Source organism: Arsenophonus nasoniae DSM 15247 (assembly GCF_000429565.1).
GTDB classification, from domain to species: domain Bacteria; phylum Pseudomonadota; class Gammaproteobacteria; order Enterobacterales; family Enterobacteriaceae; genus Arsenophonus; species Arsenophonus nasoniae.
Map to the genome: position 1 here is coordinate 1 of NZ_AUCC01000020.1, position 19,999 is coordinate 19,999.

Consider the following 19,999-nt stretch of genomic DNA (forward strand, 5'->3'; position numbering starts at 1 on the left):
TACCAATGTATTTTATGTGGAAACCGATTGCGGTTTATGAGTGCGGAAAAAGGAATACACGCCGTCACTTTACTGTCAGAAAGGCGGGATAAAATGGTCAAAAAACGATGGTTACAAACCGCAGCCTAGGAGCAGTGTGCCTATTATTAGGCTTTTAGATGATAATTTAACCGAATTACTGTTCTCATGGTTAATCAACGAGAAAACTGTCAGAATTTAATAGAAATATTGAGTTCAAAACACCTCCATTAATGCCTTACTGTATTGATTGAGATTCCTAACCATGGACGATAAACTTTATGAATAAAAACAAACAACTATCTAACAGTATAACACGTGAATTATAAATGAATAACAAAAATGATGGTTTTTGGATCCATCTCACAATTTAATTAATTTTGACACTCTTCTCTATCTAAAGAACAAGGTGTCACGACACAGCAGTCAGAAAATAGCATAACCATCTTTATTTCATAAACCTAAAGCATATTTAAGTACCTTTTTCTTAACGCTACTTAGCTGTTGTACCACCATTAAGGCTAAATTTCGGCCAGATTTTACAGTCGCTAACTGGGAACTAAATAGTGTATAGATAACATCCATACCTGCCTGCATCAATTTATTATCTCGCATTCTATCTTTTTGATAAATAAGTAAAGTTTTTCTAGCATAGCAAGGTAATAAATGCCTCTTGGCATCAATCAATACCTTTAATAGACTATCAACATCACGGTAACCGAGATTGACTCCCTGTCCCGCAAGTGGGTTGATGGTATGAGCAGCATCGCCAATCAACGCTAGCCCCTCGTCAACATAACGATTAGCGTGATGGCGGTTCAGTGGAAAACTACCTTTAGCAACAACTTGCAGTGAGCCAAGGCGAGCTGGAAAAGCTGAAATAATTTCTTGCCTCAGTTGCTCCAGAGTCATAGCTTGTAATTGTCTAATTCGAGCAGGTTTATCATACCAAACCAAACAGGCCCAATGATCAAATAAAGGCAAAAAAGCGCGCGGGCCAGAAGAAAAAAATTGTTGCCAAGTAATATCCTGTTGTGGTTGTTCCATCTTAACCGTAATAAGCAGACATGATTGACCGTACTGCCAACCGTTACTGCCAATTCCAACCAAAGAACGCACCTGTGAATGGGCACCATCAGCAGCAATAATTAAATTTGCCAAAACTTGCTGATTGTTATTTAAGGTAATTTTCCACTGTTGATGGTGACGCTGCATTGCGGCCAATTTAGCCGGACATAGCAAGGTAAGATTGGAATATTGAGAAAATTGTTGCCATAATGCCAATTGTAAAATACGGTTTTCAACCATATAACCCAGTTCAGGTAAACCCAGACTGCTTGCTTCGAACATTACATGTGTATTTTCCCCTTCCCATGTTTCTAATCTTCGATACGGGGCAACGCGCATATTTAAAACATTATTCCATACACCAAGTTGCTTGAGTAAATCCACGGAAGTACAACTCAACGCTGAAACGCGTAAATCAGGCTGCTCTAACGGATCGAAAGGTGCCGGTTTAGTATGTTCAAGTAACAGGATCCGCCAACCTTCTTTGGCTAATCCAATTGCCATGGCTGCGCCTATCATACCTGCACCAACGACTACAATGTCATAATTTTCATCTACTCTATTCATATCAACTTAGCTATCTATAGTCATTAATCTAATAGTAGGGCTAGTTTTTCTTAAGTCATTTACTAATAATCTATTCTACATACTGGTCAGCGATGCCCCAAACGAATACAATACATACCAAAATTTTCTAATTTAATACATAATGTTTTCAGTATGACAGATTTTGCTGCTAAAAACTTCGGATAGACAAAATGTTGACGAATAAAAAACTATACATTAAAACCTGGGGTTGCCAGATGAATGAATATGATTCATCGAAAATGGCTGACCTGCTCAACAGCACCCATGGATATCAATTAACCGAGATTGCTGAAGAAGCCGATATTCTACTACTAAATACCTGCTCAATTCGTGAAAAAGCGCAAGAAAAAGTATTTCATCAATTAGGACGCTGGAAAAATCTAAAAGAGCTTAATCCTGATATTATTATTGGTGTTGGTGGTTGTGTCGCTTCACAGGAAGGGGATTTCATTCGTCAACGTGCTCCTAGTGTTGACATTATTTTCGGCCCACAAACTTTGCATCGTCTACCAGAGATGATCAATCAAGTTAAGGGGACGCGTAGTCCAATTGTCGACATCAGTTTTCCAGAAATTGAAAAATTTGATCGATTACCGGAACCACGAGCAGAAGGCCCTTCCGCTTATGTTTCCATTATGGAAGGGTGTAATAAATACTGCTCATTTTGTGTCGTACCTTATACACGAGGTGAGGAGGTAAGCCGACCATGTGATGACGTGTTATTTGAAATCGCACAATTAGCCGCGCAAGGAGTACGTGAAATTCACTTATTGGGTCAAAATGTCAATGCCTATCGTGGAGCAACGTTTGACGGTGGCATTTGTTCATTTGCAGAATTATTGCGTCTGGTTGCCGCCATTGATGGTGTTGATCGCATCCGTTTTACCACCAGTCATCCAATTGAGTTTTCCGACGATATTATTGCTGTCTATGAAGATACCCCTGAACTTGTTAGCTTCTTGCATCTTCCGGTTCAAAGTGGTTCAGATCGTATTTTGACGATGATGAAAAGATCACATACAGCCCTTGAGTATAAAAGTATTATCCGTAAATTACGTAAAGCACGACCTAATATCCTCATCAGTTCAGATTTCATTGTTGGTTTTCCTGGTGAAACCGAAGATGATTTTCAAAAAACCATGCAACTGATTGCTGATGTTAATTTTGATATGAGTTTTAGTTTTATCTACTCACCACGCCCTGGTACGCCTGCCGCTGATTTGCCTGACGATGTGAGTGAAGATGAAAAAAAACAACGCCTCTATCTACTTCAGCAACGTATTAATCAACAAGCTATGAATTATAGCCGAACAATGTTGGGTAGCATTCAACGTATTCTGGTTGAAGGCCCTTCACGTAAAAATATTATGGAACTTTCTGGCCGTGCCGAAAATAATCGGGTGGTAAACTTCGAAGGGACACAAAATATGATCGGAAAGTTTGTCGATGTCGAAATTGTCGATGTTTATGCCAATTCTTTGCGCGGTAAAGTAGTGAAAACTGAAGATAGCATGGCGTTAAGGAGCCAACAATCACCCGAATCAATTATTGCTCGGACACGTAAAGAAGACGATCTTGGTGTAGCAAATTACCAACCTTAATATTAAATAGAGAGACTCAGTGACCCCAAAAGATAATCCACAAATTGCCACTAGCGAAATATTTTTAGAGCCGGCTGATAATCAACGGTTAATCAGCCTTTGTGGGCCGTTTGATGATAATATAAAGCAGCTGGAGCGTAGACTCGGTATTGAAATCAATCGTCGCAATAACCGTTTCAAATTGATTGGCAAACCACTTAATATCAACGCAGCTAGCAGTGTTTTACGCCGCCTATATGTTGATACAGCGCCTATACGTGGCATTATCCCTGACATTGTCCCTGAACAAATCCACTTATCTATTATGGAAAGTCAATTTGTTGAACCATCAGTTGAAAATGTTGGTAGCTACAACAAATTCATCAACATTAAAACCAAACGAGGCGTTATCAAACCACGTACGGCAAATCAGGCGCAATATATTGCTAATATGCTTAGCCATGACATCACTTTCGGCATTGGTCCTGCCGGAACAGGTAAAACCTATCTCGCCGTTGCAGCTGCCGTTGATGCTTTAGAACGTCAAGAAATACGTCGTATTCTACTCACTCGCCCCGCTGTTGAGGCCGGCGAAAAACTTGGTTTTCTTCCAGGTGATCTCAGTCAGAAAGTTGATCCTTATTTACGGCCTCTTTATGATGCCTTATTTGAAATGCTGGGTTTTGAAAAAGTAGAAAAATTGATTGAACGCAATGTGATTGAAGTAGCACCATTAGCCTATATGCGAGGTCGTACTCTGAATGATGCTTTTATCATTTTGGATGAAAGCCAGAATACCACGATTGAACAGATGAAAATGTTTCTGACCCGCATTGGGTTTAACTCTAAAACCGTAATCACTGGAGATGTAACCCAAATTGATCTGCCACGCGGTCATAAATCAGGTTTACGCCATGCAATTGAAGTACTTTCTGAAGTTAAAGAACTTAGCTTTAATTTCTTTCACAGTGATGATGTAGTACGTCATCCTATAGTAGCAAAAGTGGTTATTGCCTACGAAAATTGGGAAACAAAAGAACTAGAACGCAAACAGTTACTTCGTCAACAAAATGAGCCTTCAGGTGTTCTATAGAAAAGGAGATATTTGCTTGCAATCAATTATTCTTGATCTCCAACTGGCCTGTAGCGATCATAATGGCTTACCCGATGAAACGACATTCCAACATTGGCTCGAGGCTTTTCTACCACAATTTCAAGCTGAAAGTGAAATCACAATTCGTATTGTCGATATCGCAGAAAGCCAATATTTAAATCTGACTTATCGAGGAAAAGATAATCCAACAAATGTGCTATCCTTTCCATTTGAGGCATTAGATAATATTCCATTACCCTTACTCGGTGATCTGGTTATTTGTCGTCAAGTCGTCGAAAAAGAAGCTATTGAACAACACAAAACCTTAGATGCTCACTGGGCGCATATGGTAATACATGGTTGTCTTCATCTACTAGGTTATGATCATCAGAATGACTTTGAAGCAGAAGAAATGGAGACAATAGAAACTGAAATTATGCAAAAATTAGGTTATCCTGATCCCTATCAGCATGAAAAAGCGTAATCATAATGCTACTTTTATGCTAAACAATGTATGATACGATTAACTACCGAGAGAAATATTAATAAAACGCCATGAGCGACGACCATCCTACAAACAATGACAATCATCACTCGAAAAAAAGTTTTTTCGGGCGTCTAAACCAATTATTTCACGGTGAACCCAAAAATCGTGATGACTTAGTTGAACTAATTCGTGATTCAGAGCAAAAAGATGTTATTGATCCTGATACCAGAGAAATGCTTGAAGGTGTGATGAATATTTCTGACGAACGTGTTCGGGATATCATGATTCCACGCTCACAGATAGTAACCTTAAAACGGAATCAATCCTTAGATGAATGCCTTGATGTGATTATCGACTCAGCGCATTCTCGTTTTCCAGTAATTAGTGAAGATAAAGATCATATTGAAGGTCTATTGATGGCTAAAGATTTACTGCCATTTATGCGTACTGATACTGAACCTTTCAATATCGATAAAGTATTACGCCCCGCTGTTGTTGTACCTGAAAGTAAACGTGTTGATTTATTATTAAAAGAGTTCCGTTCGCAACGTTATCATATGGCAATTGTCATCGATGAATTTGGTGGCGTTTCCGGCTTAGTTACGATCGAAGATATTCTTGAATTAATTGTTGGTGAGATTGAAGACGAATATGATGATGAAGATGACATTGATATTCGCCAACTAAGTAAACATGCTTACTCTGTTCGGGCGTTAACCCAAATTGATGATTTCAACAAAGCATTTGGCACGCGTTTTAACGATGAAGAAGTTGATACCATTGGTGGTTTAGTAATGCAAGCATTCGGACATTTGCCTGCCCGAGGTGAAATTATCACAATTGATAGTTATATCTTTAAAATTACCATGGCTGATAGCCGCAAAATCATTCAAGTTCAGGTAAAAATTCCTGATGAAGCACCTACTCCAAATCTTGTAGAAGAATAGCATTCATGAAAAAAATGCCACTCTATCAACGTCAGTGGTTACGAGCCTTGATCGCGTTAATTTTCGGGCTCTGCGGAACACTGGCATTTTCACCTTTTGATTTTTGGTTAGCCGCTCTTTTTTCTCTTTTTGGCTTACAACTGTTAATTGTTAATCGCTCAAGCAACCAAGCTGGTTTGATAGCATTTTGTTGGGGCATTGGTTTCTTTGGCAGTGGTATTAACTGGGTTTATGTGACTATTGCCGACTTTGGCGGTATACCATTGCTGGTTAATGTCTTTTTAGTCATCTTACTGGCAGCTTATTTATCACTTTATCCCGCGCTATTTGCTTATCTACTCAATCGATTCTTTCCAAACCTTAATATTGCGCGCTTTATTTTTGCCACGCCAGCGATATGGCAAGTAACTGAATATTTACGTGGCTGGATATTAACGGGTTTTCCTTGGTTGCAATTTGGTTATAGTCAAATCGATGGGCCACTCAAAGGCATTGCACCGATATTTGGCGTTGAGATGATAACTTTGCTACTGGTGATTATTAGTAGCTGTTTGGTTTTTGCTTGCGTAAAACGCCGAGTGATTCCGCTAATTACGGCAATGATCTTATTATTTTTACCGTTAGTAGTTAAAAATTATCACTGGTTTACACCGGATGCAGAAAAAAAATCACAAATTGTTTTAGTTCAAGGTAACATTCCGCAAAGCTTAAAATGGCAACCAGGATTTCTTGAACAAACCATTAGCACCTACCTAGATCTCTCCAGACCTTATTTTGGCAACGCCAATATCATTATTTGGCCTGAATCGGCTATACCCTCGATTGAATTAGATAATAATATTTGGCTAACCTCACTAGATAAACTACTGCGCTTACAAAATACTCGTTTAATTACTGGCATTGTTGATGCCAAACCAAGCAAACAAGGCGTGAGCGATTTTTTTAATAGCATAATTGTGCTGGGAGAAAATAAACCTTATCAATATCCAACCAGCAACCGTTATCAGAAACACCACTTGGTGCCTTTTGGTGAATTTGTGCCATTAGAAAATATTCTTCGGCCAATTGCCCCTTTATTCAATTTACCCATGTCAGGTTTTAGTCGTGGTAATTATGAGCAACAGCAATTAACTGCTGGCGATGTTCATTTAACTGCCGCTATCTGCTATGAAATTATTTTAGGTAGCCAAGTTAGAGATAACTTTAAATCAAATACCGATTTTCTATTAACCGTTTCAAATGATGCCTGGTTTGGCCATTCTATCGGCCCATGGCAACACTTTCAAATGGCACGGATGCGCGCCCTTGAGCTTGGTCGACCACTATTACGTGCCACTAATAATGGCGTTACGGCCGTGATCACCCCCAATGGAGATATTCAGGCAGAACTTCCTCAATTCACTCGCTCAGTATTAAATACTGAGGTAACACCAACTTCGGGTCTTACCCCTTATGCACGTTGGAGTAACTGGCCTATGTGGGCCTTGGTTACTTTATTTATTATATTGGCATACTTTATTAAGCGAAAAGAAGACTAATCAATTAAGCATATATTAATTATCATCATGTACTAAACTACCGATGATGGTTTTTATCTTGCTTATTGATATTTATCATTAACTTTAATTAATGTTCACTTTTATTATAATAATTTATTATTTGTTAAAAAGATTTGATGTGTTATTGATTTATTAAGATTTATGCTGGTTAGCTATCTGAAAAAGGACTATTAATGATTTCTTTAAAAAATGTTTCTAAATGGTATGGACAGTTTCAGGTGCTTTCTGATTGTTCGATGGATGTCAAAAAGGGAGAAGTTGTCGTTATCTGTGGCCCTTCTGGTTCAGGTAAATCAACATTAATAAAAACCATTAATGGTTTAGAGACAATTCAAAGCGGTGAAATATATATTGATAATATTCATGTTAATGACAAAAGACCAATTTAGCTAAATTGCGGTCAAAAGTAGGTATGGTATTTCAACATTTTGAACTCTTCCCTCATCTATCAATTATTGAGAATTTAACACTAGCACAAATAAAAGTCTTAAACAGAGATAAAAAAACCGCTGAAAGCACTGCCTTAAAATTATTAGAGCGAGTTGGATTAGCTAACCACACCAATAAATTTCCGGCTCAATTATCAGGCGGGCAACAGCAGCGGGTTGCTATTACAAGAGCACTCTGTATGGATCCCATTGCGATGCTATTTGACGAGCCAACCTCCGCATTAGATCCCGAAATGATCAACGAAGTACTTGATGTCATGATAGAGCTTGCTAGAGAAGGAATGACCATGATAGTCGTTACTCACGAAATGGGGTTCGCTAAAAAAGTTGCTCATCGAATGATTTTTATGAACGAAGGAAAAATAATTGAGGATAGCAATAAAGAGGATTTCTTTGCTGCGCCGAAATCAGAACGCGCTAAAGAATTTCTTGCTAAGATCATACATTAATCCAACTATCCGTTATTGGGTGACAAAAACCGTCGCCCAATCAGCTAAATAATAATATTAAGATAGGCTCAAATTCGGGCTAGACGGATAATCTACAATTCTACTCTTTGAAACTACACAACTTTTGCATATATAAATTTAATGTAGCCTGTCCATTAAATATTCATCAATAGTTGTTGTTAGGGCCAATTATCCGCTATTCTATGCAGATCTAAAATTCACAGTTTTATTCGCGGCCAATGCCGCATTTTCGCCATAGGAACATCGGTGTCATGCAAGAACAATATCGATCAGAAGAGATAGAACAATACGTACAACGTCATTGGGAAGAAAAACAAACATTTAAAGTAATAGAAGATAATAACAAAGAAAAATACTATTGCCTGTCAATGTTACCTTATCCATCTGGTCAACTACATATGGGGCATGTTCGCAACTATACCATTGGTGATGTTATCTCACGTTATCAACGCATGCTAGGCAAAAATGTGCTGCAACCTATTGGCTGGGATGCTTTTGGTTTACCAGCAGAAGGGGCGGCGGTAAAAAATAATACTGCGCCAGCACCTTGGACTTATGCCAATATTGAGTACATGAAAAATCAATTAAAAATGCTCGGATTTGGTTATGACTGGAGCCGAGAAGTCACAACTTGTACCCCAGAGTATTATCGTTGGGAGCAATGGTTTTTTACTAAGCTTTATGAGAAAGGTTTAGTTTATAAGAAAACCTCCGCTGTTAACTGGTGCCCAAATGATTTAACCGTTTTAGCTAACGAGCAAGTTATTGATGGTTGCTGCTGGCGTTGCGATACCCCTGTCGAGCGCAAAGAAATTCCCCAATGGTTCATAAAAATTACCGCATATGCTGAAGAGCTTCTCAATGATTTAGATAAACTCGATGGTTGGCCAGAACAAGTTAAAACCATGCAGCGTAACTGGATAGGCCGCTCAGAAGGGGTTGAAATTACCTTTGCTCTGGCAGACAAGGATGAAAAACTAACTGTTTATACTACTCGGCCTGATACTTTTATGGGAGTGACTTATCTCGCTATTGCAGCTACTCATCCGCTAGCAAAAAGCGCGGCAGAAAAAAATGCTAAGCTTGGCACTTTTATTGATGAATGTCGCAATACCAAAGTTGCCGAAGCAGAAATGGCAACCATGGAGAAAAAAGGTATCGCCACCGATTTGTTCGCAATTCACCCACTAACTAATGAAAAAATTCCGATCTGGATAGCCAATTTTGTATTAATGGAATATGGTACAGGGGCAGTAATGGCGGTTCCAGGACATGATCAGCGTGACTGGGAATTTGCAAGCAAATATCATTTACCGATTAAAGCAGTTATTGCTGATCATGAAGGCCAGATCCCCGAGCTTAAAACGGGTCCGCTGACTGAAAAAAATGCACTAATCAATTCAGGTGAATTTAGTGGTATGGACAACCAAACAGGTGGCAATGCAATTGCCGATAAACTGGTTGCACAAGGTGCTGCTAAACGCAAAGTTAATTATCGTCTGCGTGACTGGGGCGTTTCTCGCCAACGTTACTGGGGAGCCCCAATCCCAATGGTATCCATGGAAGACGGTTCTGTTATGCCAGTACCAGAAGAACAGCTCCCCGTCATCTTACCTGAAGATGTCGTGATGAACGGGATCACGAGTCCTATTAAAGCCGATCCACAATGGTCCAAGACCAATATCAATGGTCATCCGGCATTACGTGAAACGGATACCTTTGATACCTTTATGGAGTCATCCTGGTATTATGCTCGTTATACCTGTCCTAATTATGACCAAGGAATGCTAGATCCGGCCGCGGCCAATTATTGGTTGCCCGTTGATCAATATATCGGTGGTATTGAACATGCCATTATGCATCTATTGTACTTTCGTTTTTTCCATAAATTAATGCGCGATGCTGGCTTAGTAAATTCAGATGAGCCGGCTAAACGCCTGTTATGTCAAGGAATGGTATTAGCCGATGCTTTTTATTACTTAGGTGAAAATGGACAACGAGTTTGGGTGTCACCCGTTGATGCAACGGTTGAACGCGATGAAAAAGGTAAGATTGTCAAAACAACCGACCAGCATGGCCATCAACTCTTCTATACCGGAATGAGTAAAATGTCCAAATCGAAAAATAACGGCATCGATCCACAATTAATGGTAGAAAAATATGGGGCTGATACGGTCCGCCTATTTATGATGTTTGCCGCTCCGCCAGAGTTGACTTTGGAATGGCAAGAATCCAGTGTAGAAGGAGCTAATCGTTTTGTTCGTCGTCTCTGGCGCACCGTTTTTGAACATACGCAAAAGGGTCAAACAGCGCCATTAAATAGCGCCAGCCTCACGCCAGAGCAGAAAAACCTACGGCGTGAGCTTCATAAAACCATCGCGAAAGTGACTGATGATATCGGCCGCCGTTATGCATTTAATACTGCGATTGCCGCTATTATGGAATTCATGAATAAACTGACGCGTGCCTCTCATGACAGTGAGCAGGATCGTGCGTTACTACAAGAATCTTTAGAGGCTATCGTGCGGATGCTGTCGCCTATTATTCCTCATGCCTGCTTTATTATGTGGAAAGCACTTGGCCACCAGGAAGATATCGATAATGCGCCTTGGCCGGTTGCTGACGAACAAGCAAAAATAGACGATACTAAATTAATCATTATTCAAGTTAATGGTAAAGTTCGTGGACGTATTACTGTCGATATCAATGCATCACAAGATTCTGTTTTAGCTTTGGCAATGCAAGAATATGGTGTAGCAAAATATCTTGAAGGTATGAACATCCGTAAGGTAATTTATGTGCCAGGCAAGCTGTTAAACCTTGTTGTTGGCTAATTTAATAAGGAGAAGATGTGCGTTATTTAATTACCTTATTTCTAAGCTTAGCCGTGTTGATCACGGCTGGTTGTGGATTTCGCTTACAAGGTACGACGCAAGTACCTGAAGAACTAAAAACATTAAGATTAAGTAGCGGCGATCCATACGGCCCGTTGGCACGCGCAATTAGACAGCAATTACGCCTAAATAATGTCAACTTAATTGATAAAAATTTGCAGAATGTGCCGATTTTAAAAATTGTTGGTTCATCTGAAAACACCAAAACTGTTTCAATCTACCAAGATGGTAAAAGTGCAGAAAAACAGTTAAATTTTTGGGTTAGCGCGCAAATTATCCTACCCAATGGCGCTGTTTACCCAATCAAAACCCGTGTCGAGCGCACTTTCTTTGATAATCCGTTAGAAACACTGGCAAAAGATGCCGAAAACGAACTTGTTAAACAAGAAATGCGTGAACAAGCTGCTCGTCAGTTAATTCGTAAATTACTGATCGTTCATAGCTCTATTCAAAATGAGCCTGCACAATCAGTTGCTGTTGAAAAAGCGCGAGCGGAAAACTCAGAATGATCCGTCTTTATCCGGAACAACTCACTTCGCAGCTTGCGGATAAGCTGCAAGCTTGTTACCTGATTTTTGGCAATGATCCTTTTTTAGCACAAGAAAGCGTGGACAAAATTTGTCAAGTTGCCAAGCAGCAAGGTTTTACTGAACGCTATAGCTATTCGTTAGATACAAGCACCGACTGGGATACTATTTATCGTCTGAGTCAATCGCTTAGCCTGTTTGCCAGCCGACAAATCCTTATCTTAATATTACCCGAAAGTGGTCCCACCGCCGTCATAGCAGAAAAACTGCTTAAGTTGGCTGAAATATTACATTCTGATTTATTACTCCTATTACGTGGCGGCAAATTAACTAAAGCACAAGAGAATAGTGCCTGGTGCAAAAAAATAGCCCAAGATGGAGTCTATATTAATTGTCTGACACCAGAACAATCCAGACTGACTCAATGGGTAACGCAACGAGCAAAAGCGATGTCTGTTACCTTAGATAAACAAGCTAATCAGCTTCTTTGCTACAGCTATGAAGGCAACTTACTGGCCCTTAATCAAGCGCTTGAACGTTTATCACTATTATATCCTGACGGTAATCTCACCTTACCTCGTGTCAAAGAAGCAGTAAATAATGCCGTCCATTTTACACCTTATCATTGGGTTGATGCGCTACTTGCCGGCAAAATTAAACGTAGTTGGCATATCTTGCAACAATTACAACGCGAAGATTACGAAGCAGTGATTCTATTACGTATAATTCAACGTGAGCTCATATTGCTTTTGACATTAAAACAACAGAGTAACGCTAAAGATTTAAGAAAATTATTTGATCAACATAGAATTTGGCAAGCCCGCCGCCCTCTCATTAACGCAGCGCTACAACGCTTACCACTTCGCGAACTACAGCATGCAATACAGTTAATTACCCAAGCTGAATTACATTTAAAACAAGATTATGGTCACTCAATTTGGCCAAAATTAGAAACTTTATCTATGCTATTGTGCGGTAAATCACTGCCCGAGAGTTTTATTAATGACTCAACAAACTAAACAAACAGCTAATTTTCCATCTATTCAAGCACTATTTGGTGGTACTTTTGATCCGATACACTATGGTCATTTACTTCCTGTTGAAGCACTAGCTAAACAAGTTGGTTTACAACAGGTTGTTTTACTTCCTAATCATGTGCCACCTCATCGCCCACAACCTGAAGCAACCGTGCGACAAAGACTGGCAATGATAAAATTAGCGATCAAAAATAATCCACTATTTAGTATTGATACCCGTGAGCTTAAACGTACAACTCCCTCCTATACCGTTGAAACACTACTCTCTTTCCGGCAAGAAATCGGTTGGCAAAAACCTTTAGCTTTTATTATCGGACAAGATTCACTACTGTCGATCAATACCTGGTTTGATTGGCAAAAAATTTTAGATCTTTGTCATTTATTAGTTTGCGCCCGTCCAGGCTATACCACTTATTTTCCAACTTCACCAATGCAACAATGGCTAATACACCATCAAGTGCCTGATCCGGAAATACTCAGTCATAAACCCTGTGGTGCCATATATCTGGCTGATACTCCCTTATTAAATATTTCCGCAACTCAAATTCGTGAACGAAAACGAGATAGAAAAAGTTGCAAAGATATATTGCCACCCGCAGTTTTGCGCTATATTGATAAACATCATCTTTATCAAAATTGCGTATAATTAATCAATAAATATAAAAAATTGACAAAAATTACCTTAAACTATTGTGAGTATATAAGGTGATTGGTACTATCTTGGCGCTTTTTACACTACTGTTGAAAATTAGGCATAATTTCCGATAATCTATTCTAAAACTAATTATAAATATTCAACTGGTTTTACCAAAAATTAGATTAAAATATAGATTATCTTATGCTTGTTTCTTTCAACAAAATTTTATAACTGAATAAAATAAAACATTGATATTTTTTATTTAACTTGAAATTAAAGGTGAACCTTTGCAAGGAACTGAACTCCAACAATTTATTATCGACCAACTAGTCGATACAAAAGCGCAAGATATTGTCACTATTGATGTAAGTGGAAAATCTAGCATTACTGATTGCATGATAATCTGTACTGGAACATCTAATCGCCATCTGGCATCAGTTTCGGACAAATTAATTGAAGCATGTCGTAAGACTGGAATAATTCCTCTTGGTGTTGAAGGACAAGGTGTTTCCGATTGGATCGTTGTAGACTTAGGCGATGCAATTGTTCATATCATGCAAGAAGATAGTCGCCGTATGTATGAACTTGAAAAACTCTGGAGTTGAATTTGAAATTACAACTGATTGCGGTTGGTAGCAAAATGGTTGATTGGATCCAAACAGGTTTTCAAGATTATCTTCATCGTTTTCCAAAAGATATGCCTTTTGAACTCATTGAGATCCCTGCGGGAAAACGCGGGAAAAATGCCGATATTAAACGTATCATCGAGAGAGAAGGAGAACAAATGCTGGCTGCTGTAAGCAAAGGTAACCGCATAATTACCCTCGATATACTGGGCACACGCTGGACAACTCAACAACTTGCCGCACAACTAAATCAATGGAAACAAGATGGACGTAATATTAGCTTTCTAATTGGTGGCCCAGAAGGTCTTGCTTCTGCCTGCAAAGCTGCAGCAGAACAAAGTTGGTCACTGTCAACCTTAACTATGCCTCATCCTTTAGTTCGAATATTTGTTGTTGAAAGCCTTTACCGGGCATGGAGCATTACAACAAATCATCCTTACCATCGGGAATAACATATTTATGTAGGTTATGAGTGTGAATGCGAAGAAAGAAACAAAAAAAAAGAAACGCACCCCTTTTCGCGATTACACCGCTGAGTCTACTCTATTCATTCGTCGAGCGTTAATAGCTTTTATTATCATTGTAATATTAGTCAGTATCTTAATTGCTAATCTTTATCATCTACAAGTAGTTCGCCATGAAGATTACCAAACTCGTTCAAATGATAATCGGATAAAACTGGTTCCAGTTCCACCAAGTAGAGGTATTATTTATGATAGAAATGGTATTCCTCTCGCGTTAAATAGAACATTTTATCAATTAGAGGTCATTCCCGAAAAAGTAACTAATTTAACAGAGATGTTAGCACAATTGCGTGATGTAGTTGATCTCACGGATGACGACATTGCAAACTTCAAAAAAGAGCGTAAACGCTCACGTCGCTTTACTTCTATACCATTGAAAACCTCACTAGATGAAGTACAAGTTGCACGTTTTGCTGTTAATCAATACCGGTTCCCTGGGATTGAAGTTAAAGGTTACCAACGCCGTTATTATCCTTATGGCTCTGCTCTGACGCATGTTATCGGTTATGTAGCCAAAATTAATGATAAGGATATAGAACGTCTAGAAAATGACGGTCTACTAAAAAATTACACCGCCACCCATGATATTGGTAAATTAGGTATAGAACGGTATTACGAAAATATTTTACATGGCAAAACCGGCTACGAAGAAGTTGAAGTAAATAGTCGGGGAAAAGTTATACGTCAACTTCATGAACAACCACCTCAAGCTGGCAAAGATATTTATCTCACTATCGATCTTAATTTACAAATTGAGATCGAAAAGTTGCTAACCACCAGCCGAGCTGCCGTAGTTGTTACTGATCCCCGTAACGGAGAAGTATTAGCTCTGGTATCCACTCCTAGCTATGACCCTAATCTATTTGTTAATGGTATTTCTAATAAGGATTACCAAGCTTTATTAAATAATCCCAATCGCCCACTTATTAATAGAACGACTCAGGGGTTATATCCACCAGCCTCTACTGTTAAACCGTTTATTGCCGTTGCCGCATTAAGTGAAAATGTTGTTACCCCTAATTCCACTATTTTTGCTCCAGGTTGGTGGCAGTTACCAAATTCCGAAAAACGTTATCGCGATTGGAAACGATGGGGACACGGTAGATTAAGTGTTGTTAGAGCCATTATTGAATCAGCTGACACCTTTTTCTACCAGGTTGCTTATGATATGGGTATCGATCGTATCTCCGATTGGATGCAGAAATTTGGCTATGGTCACTATACCGGCATTGATCTTGCGGAAGAACGTTCTGGCATTATGCCAACGCGTGAATGGAAACAAAAACGTTACAAAAAACCTTGGTATCAAGGAGACACGATTCCAGTAGGCATTGGCCAAGGTTATTGGACCACAACCCCAATCCAAATGGCAAAAGTATTAATGACACTAATTAATGACGGTGTAGTTAAAATTCCCCATCTGCTTTATGGCACTAAATTAGGTAACGCTATGCTACCCTATGAACAGAAAGATTATATCCAAATCGGCAATATTCATTCAGGTTTTTGGGAATTAGCTAAAGAAGGTATGTATGGTGTTGCTAATGCACCAAACGGTACAGCCCGTAGAAGTTTTGCCAACACACCCTATAAAGCTGCTGTCAAATCAGGTACCGCACAGGTATTCAGTTATGAAACCTACAATGCGAGTAAATTAGCTGAGCACTTGCGTGACCATAAATTAATGATCGGATTCGCCCCTTACCAAAATCCAACCGTTTCCGTTGCTATTATTCTGGAAAATGGTGGTGCCGGGCCGGCTGTTGGCGATCTTGTTCGTAATATTTTTGATTATGTATTGCTTGGTAAAAAAACGACATCACAAACACCCGATACGAATGTATCTCCAGAAAATGTATCTCCAGAAGAAGATCAGTAATATATGACCGATAATTCACATAAATTACCTATTTGGACCCGCTTACATATTGATATTCCAATGTTACTGATTATTCTTGCCTTAACAATATACAGTGTCATGATCATGTGGAGCGCAAGTGGGCAAGACATTGATATGATGCAGCGTAAACTAATACAAATCGCGATTGGATTTGTGGTCATGATTGTTATGGCGCAAATTTCACCCCGTATCTATGAAAATTGGGCGCCTTATCTCTATATTTTCTGCCTAATTTTATTAGTTTTTGTTGATGCATTTGGTCAAATTAGTAAAGGTGCACAAAGATGGTTAGATCTTGGCTTCGTTCGTTTTCAACCCTCTGAAATTGCTAAAATTGCGGTTCCATTAATGGTTGCGCGTTTTGTCAATCGGGATCTTTGTCCTCCTACATTAAAAAATACGCTACTGGCATTAATACTTATATTTCTGCCCACACTACTCGTTGCCGCTCAACCTGATTTGGGCACATCAATTCTCGTTGCGGCCTCCGGTCTGTTTATTCTTTTCTTAGCGGGTATGAATTGGAAATTGATTGCCATTGCAGCCACGGGTATCGCTTGTTTTATCCCTATTCTTTGGTTCTTTCTGATGCATGATTATCAACGAGATCGCGTTATGATGTTACTCGATCCAGAAACTGATCCACTAGGAGCAGGTTATCATATTATCCAATCTAAAATTGCCATTGGTTCAGGCGGATTATTTGGTAAAGGTTGGTTACATGGCACACAATCGCAATTAGAGTTTCTACCAGAACGCCATACTGATTTTATTTTTGCCGTATTAGCTGAAGAGCTCGGACTCATTGGTGTCGTTATTTTACTCGCATTATACCTATTGCTAATTATGCGTGGACTAATCATTGCAGCTAATGCACAAAATACCTTTGGTAGAGTGATGGTTGGTGGCCTAATGTTAATTTTGTTTGTCTACATATTCGTCAATATTGGCATGGTTAGCGGTATCTTACCAGTAGTGGGTGTTCCTTTACCATTGGTAAGTTATGGCGGCTCTGCATTAATTGTTTTAATGGCTGGATTCGGTATTATTATGTCAATCCATACCCACCGAAAATTTCTGTCAAAAAGTTTATAACTACGAGGTCAGTAATGCACTATCATGGGCTTATACTTAGCATTACAATAGCAATTTTAGCTGGCTGTGCTTCTCAAACTCAACAAAATACCGGTATGCCTATGATGCCGGTAAAAGATATATTAGGAGCAGAGCCCCGTTACGAACCTTATTATTCTGGCGCTAATGATGACTACCAACTTAATGGTCAAACTTATCAAATAGTAAAAGATCCTGCTCATTTTAGTGAAACAGGTTTTGCCAGCATTTTTGGCTCTGAAGTTATCGGTAAAATAACTGCGACAGGGGAAAAAGCAAGCCCTTATGCATTCACGGCTTCACATCCTACTTTACCTATTCCAAGTTATGCCCGCATTACTAATTTAATTAATGGCAGAATGATAATTGTACGTATTAATGATCGAGGCCCCTATATATCAGGTAAAAATATTGCTCTCTCACAAGCTGCTGGCGATAGGTTAAATTTAATGCTAACTGCGCGTATTAAAATTGATCCGATTTTAGTTTCCCCTGCCGGCAATTTAACTGGACCTGGTACAATTGGTGTCAATATTGCTAAGCAGAGTTATGCCTTGCCTAAACCACCGAAATTAGAGACCCATTCCGCAAACTTCTCTTCAAACAACAATCAATCAACGACAGAGGATCATGATAGCCCACCCGCTTTATCTCAATCAATCCAACCAATCACAAGCGGTAATACGGTAGCAGCGAATAATAGGGTTGTTGATAATAACTATCCTAATCCGTCGTCAATGAAATCGATCAGTAGTGCGACAAAACGTTACTTTGTACAAATAGGTGCATTAAGTGATCAAGCAAGAGCAGAAGCATGGCAACAATCGGTTTCGAAACAACTGAACACAGCTGGCCGTATTCAACCATTTAACAATATCTATCGCGTACAACTCGGCCCATTTCGAGATCCTGAAACAGCAGAACTGATAAAAAATAAAATATTAACAGAATTAAAACAATCGAGCATTATCATAAATACCGAATAATTTATTGATTAATCAATAAAATCTAATTAGAGTAAAATAAAAATCAACTAACCTGGCATCTCTATTTCAGAATAAAATACTACTTTTTTATGCTGAGAATACAATGCCCACTCTATTAACATATTGTCCTCGGATCCCGTATATTATTATGAAATATGCAATTTTCTCCCGTTCTATCGGTAGCCTAATACTTATTACTAGTCTTATATTTTCCAGCACTCTGTTTGCAAATAGCAATAATGCTATGCAAATCAATGTGATCCCCTCGGCACCAAATATTGACGCTGAAGCTTATATTCTTATTGATTATTATTCAGGCAAAGTTTTGGCTGAAAGAAATGCTGATCAACGTCGCGACCCAGCCAGTCTGACTAAAATGATGACGAGCTATATCATTGGTCAAACAATTAAAGCCGGTAAAATTAGCATGAATGATATTGTGACTATCGACGAAAATGCTTGGGCTACCGGTAACCCGGTTTTTAAAGGCTCTTCGCTGATGTTTTTAAAGCCCGGTGATCGCGTATCAGTATCTCAACTGATACGTGGTATCAATTTGCAGTCTGGTAATGATGCATGTGTTGCAATGGCCGAGTATGTCGCGGGTGACGAAGCAAGTTTTGTCAAATTAATGAACGACAATGTTCAACGCCTGGGATTAAAAAACACCCACTTTCTTACTGTACATGGCTTAGATGCCGATGGGCAGTATAGTTCCGCACGAGATATGGCGTTAATCGGTCAAGCTCTAATCCGCGATGTCCCTGAGGAATATGCTATTTATAAAGAAAAAGAGTTCACCTTTAATAAGATCCGTCAATTAAATAGGAATGGTTTGTTATGGGATAAGAGCCTGAATGTAGATGGTATTAAAACAGGACATACTAGCGCTGCCGGTTATAACCTTGTTGCCTCTGCTACCGAAGGTAATATGCGGCTGATATCTGTTATATTAGGTGGTCATAGCAGTAAAGGACGTGATGCAGAAAGTAAAAAATTACTCACTTGGGGCTTTCGCTTTTTTGAAACCGTTAAACCATTACAAGGTGGGATGGAGTTTGCTTCTCAACCCGTTTGGTTTGCTAATACTGATCAAGTAAAACTGGGTATTGAAAAGGATCTCTATCTGATCATTCCCCGTGGGCGTATGAAAGATTTAAAAGCCAGTTATACATTAAACAATACTGAATTACAGGCACCTTTAGCAAAAAACCAAATTGTTGGCACGATTAACCTACAATTAGATGGTAAGATCATTGAACAACGTCCGCTGGTAGTATTGAAAGAAGTCGATGAGGGTGGATTTTTTAGTAACCTATTAGATTATATTAAATTGTTTTTTCAGCGCTGGTTTGGCTAAATATTGAAAAATGACATTGCTACCTCCATTATGGTAAAGATGTTCAATTTATAACTTAATTTTTAATTAAGAAATATGAATAAGTATACAATTTAAATCATTTAATATTGAAATAAGGTTAGTGGCCGTATTTTAG

At 38.9% G+C, this 19,999-nt stretch carries 16 protein-coding genes and 2 pseudogenes; 17 read left to right on the plus strand and 1 reads right to left on the minus strand.

The window, feature by feature from the left end; all coding sequences use genetic code 11:
* A pseudogene (locus G468_RS25285) lies at positions 1-129 on the plus strand (IS91 family transposase); the annotation flags it as partial.
* A gap of 342 nt (positions 130-471) precedes the next feature.
* Here the strand turns inward: G468_RS25285 and ubiF are convergent.
* On the minus strand, positions 472-1,653 hold the full coding sequence (gene ubiF, locus G468_RS0106485) for a 3-demethoxyubiquinol 3-hydroxylase (RefSeq protein ID WP_026822433.1): 1,182 nt from the start codon (positions 1,651-1,653) through the stop codon (positions 472-474).
* A 191-nt stretch (positions 1,654-1,844) separates the two neighbouring features.
* Between ubiF and miaB the strand changes: the two genes are divergently transcribed.
* The 16 genes and pseudogenes from miaB (at position 1,845) to dacA (ending at position 19,863) form a co-directional block, all read left to right on the plus strand.
* Positions 1,845-3,275, plus strand: a complete 1,431-nt coding sequence (gene miaB, locus G468_RS0106490) for a tRNA (N6-isopentenyl adenosine(37)-C2)-methylthiotransferase MiaB (RefSeq protein ID WP_026822434.1) — start codon at positions 1,845-1,847, stop codon at positions 3,273-3,275.
* A gap of 19 nt (positions 3,276-3,294) precedes the next feature.
* A complete protein-coding gene (locus G468_RS0106495) occupies positions 3,295-4,347 on the plus strand; it encodes a PhoH family protein (RefSeq protein WP_026822435.1) in 1,053 nt (350 codons plus the stop codon).
* 16 nt (positions 4,348-4,363) lie between these two features.
* Positions 4,364-4,831: an rRNA maturation RNase YbeY gene (ybeY, locus tag G468_RS0106500; RefSeq protein WP_026822436.1), complete on the plus strand. Its 468-nt coding sequence runs from the start codon at positions 4,364-4,366 to the stop codon at positions 4,829-4,831.
* Between the two features lie 71 nt (positions 4,832-4,902).
* Positions 4,903-5,781, plus strand: coding sequence for a CNNM family magnesium/cobalt transport protein CorC (gene corC / locus G468_RS0106505; RefSeq protein WP_026822437.1), 879 nt, complete (start codon positions 4,903-4,905; stop codon positions 5,779-5,781).
* Between the two features lie 5 nt (positions 5,782-5,786).
* Complete coding sequence (lnt, locus tag G468_RS0106510; protein WP_026822438.1) at positions 5,787-7,319, plus strand: apolipoprotein N-acyltransferase; 1,533 nt, start codon at positions 5,787-5,789, stop codon at positions 7,317-7,319.
* Positions 7,320-7,513: 194 nt separating this feature from the next.
* A pseudogene (locus G468_RS19960) lies at positions 7,514-8,238 on the plus strand (amino acid ABC transporter ATP-binding protein).
* Between the two features lie 272 nt (positions 8,239-8,510).
* Positions 8,511-11,093 (plus strand): leucine--tRNA ligase, encoded by a 2,583-nt coding sequence (gene leuS, locus G468_RS0106520; protein ID WP_026822439.1) that lies wholly within the window; start codon positions 8,511-8,513, stop codon positions 11,091-11,093.
* A gap of 17 nt (positions 11,094-11,110) precedes the next feature.
* On the plus strand, positions 11,111-11,662 hold the full coding sequence (lptE, locus tag G468_RS0106525) for an LPS assembly lipoprotein LptE (RefSeq protein ID WP_026822440.1): 552 nt from the start codon (positions 11,111-11,113) through the stop codon (positions 11,660-11,662).
* Positions 11,659-12,699: a DNA polymerase III subunit delta gene (holA, locus tag G468_RS0106530; RefSeq protein WP_026822441.1), complete on the plus strand. Its 1,041-nt coding sequence runs from the start codon at positions 11,659-11,661 to the stop codon at positions 12,697-12,699. The genes lptE and holA overlap by 4 nt, the downstream gene beginning before the upstream one ends.
* Positions 12,683-13,363, plus strand: a complete 681-nt coding sequence (gene nadD / locus G468_RS0106535) for a nicotinate-nucleotide adenylyltransferase (protein WP_051296980.1) — start codon at positions 12,683-12,685, stop codon at positions 13,361-13,363. The genes holA and nadD overlap by 17 nt, the downstream gene beginning before the upstream one ends.
* Before the next feature lie 278 nt (positions 13,364-13,641).
* Positions 13,642-13,959: a ribosome silencing factor gene (rsfS, locus tag G468_RS0106540; protein ID WP_026822443.1), complete on the plus strand. Its 318-nt coding sequence runs from the start codon at positions 13,642-13,644 to the stop codon at positions 13,957-13,959.
* Between the two features lie 2 nt (positions 13,960-13,961).
* The gene (rlmH, locus tag G468_RS0106545) at positions 13,962-14,432 is read left to right on the plus strand and encodes a 23S rRNA (pseudouridine(1915)-N(3))-methyltransferase RlmH (RefSeq protein WP_026822444.1); all 471 of its coding nucleotides are present in this window, start codon (positions 13,962-13,964) and stop codon (positions 14,430-14,432) included.
* A 22-nt stretch (positions 14,433-14,454) separates the two neighbouring features.
* The gene (mrdA, locus tag G468_RS19965; protein ID WP_246067339.1) at positions 14,455-16,383 is read left to right on the plus strand and encodes a peptidoglycan DD-transpeptidase MrdA; all 1,929 of its coding nucleotides are present in this window, start codon (positions 14,455-14,457) and stop codon (positions 16,381-16,383) included.
* 3 nt (positions 16,384-16,386) lie between these two features.
* Positions 16,387-17,499 carry a peptidoglycan glycosyltransferase MrdB gene (gene mrdB, locus G468_RS0106555; protein ID WP_026822445.1) on the plus strand — a complete coding sequence of 371 codons (1,113 nt, stop codon included), beginning with the start codon at positions 16,387-16,389 and terminating at the stop codon, positions 17,497-17,499.
* A 14-nt stretch (positions 17,500-17,513) separates the two neighbouring features.
* Positions 17,514-18,503, plus strand: a complete 990-nt coding sequence (rlpA, locus tag G468_RS0106560) for an endolytic peptidoglycan transglycosylase RlpA (RefSeq protein WP_026822446.1) — start codon at positions 17,514-17,516, stop codon at positions 18,501-18,503.
* 148 nt (positions 18,504-18,651) lie between these two features.
* Positions 18,652-19,863, plus strand: a complete 1,212-nt coding sequence (dacA, locus tag G468_RS0106565; protein WP_034249445.1) for a D-alanyl-D-alanine carboxypeptidase DacA — start codon at positions 18,652-18,654, stop codon at positions 19,861-19,863.
* Positions 19,864-19,999: the final 136 nt, after the last annotated feature.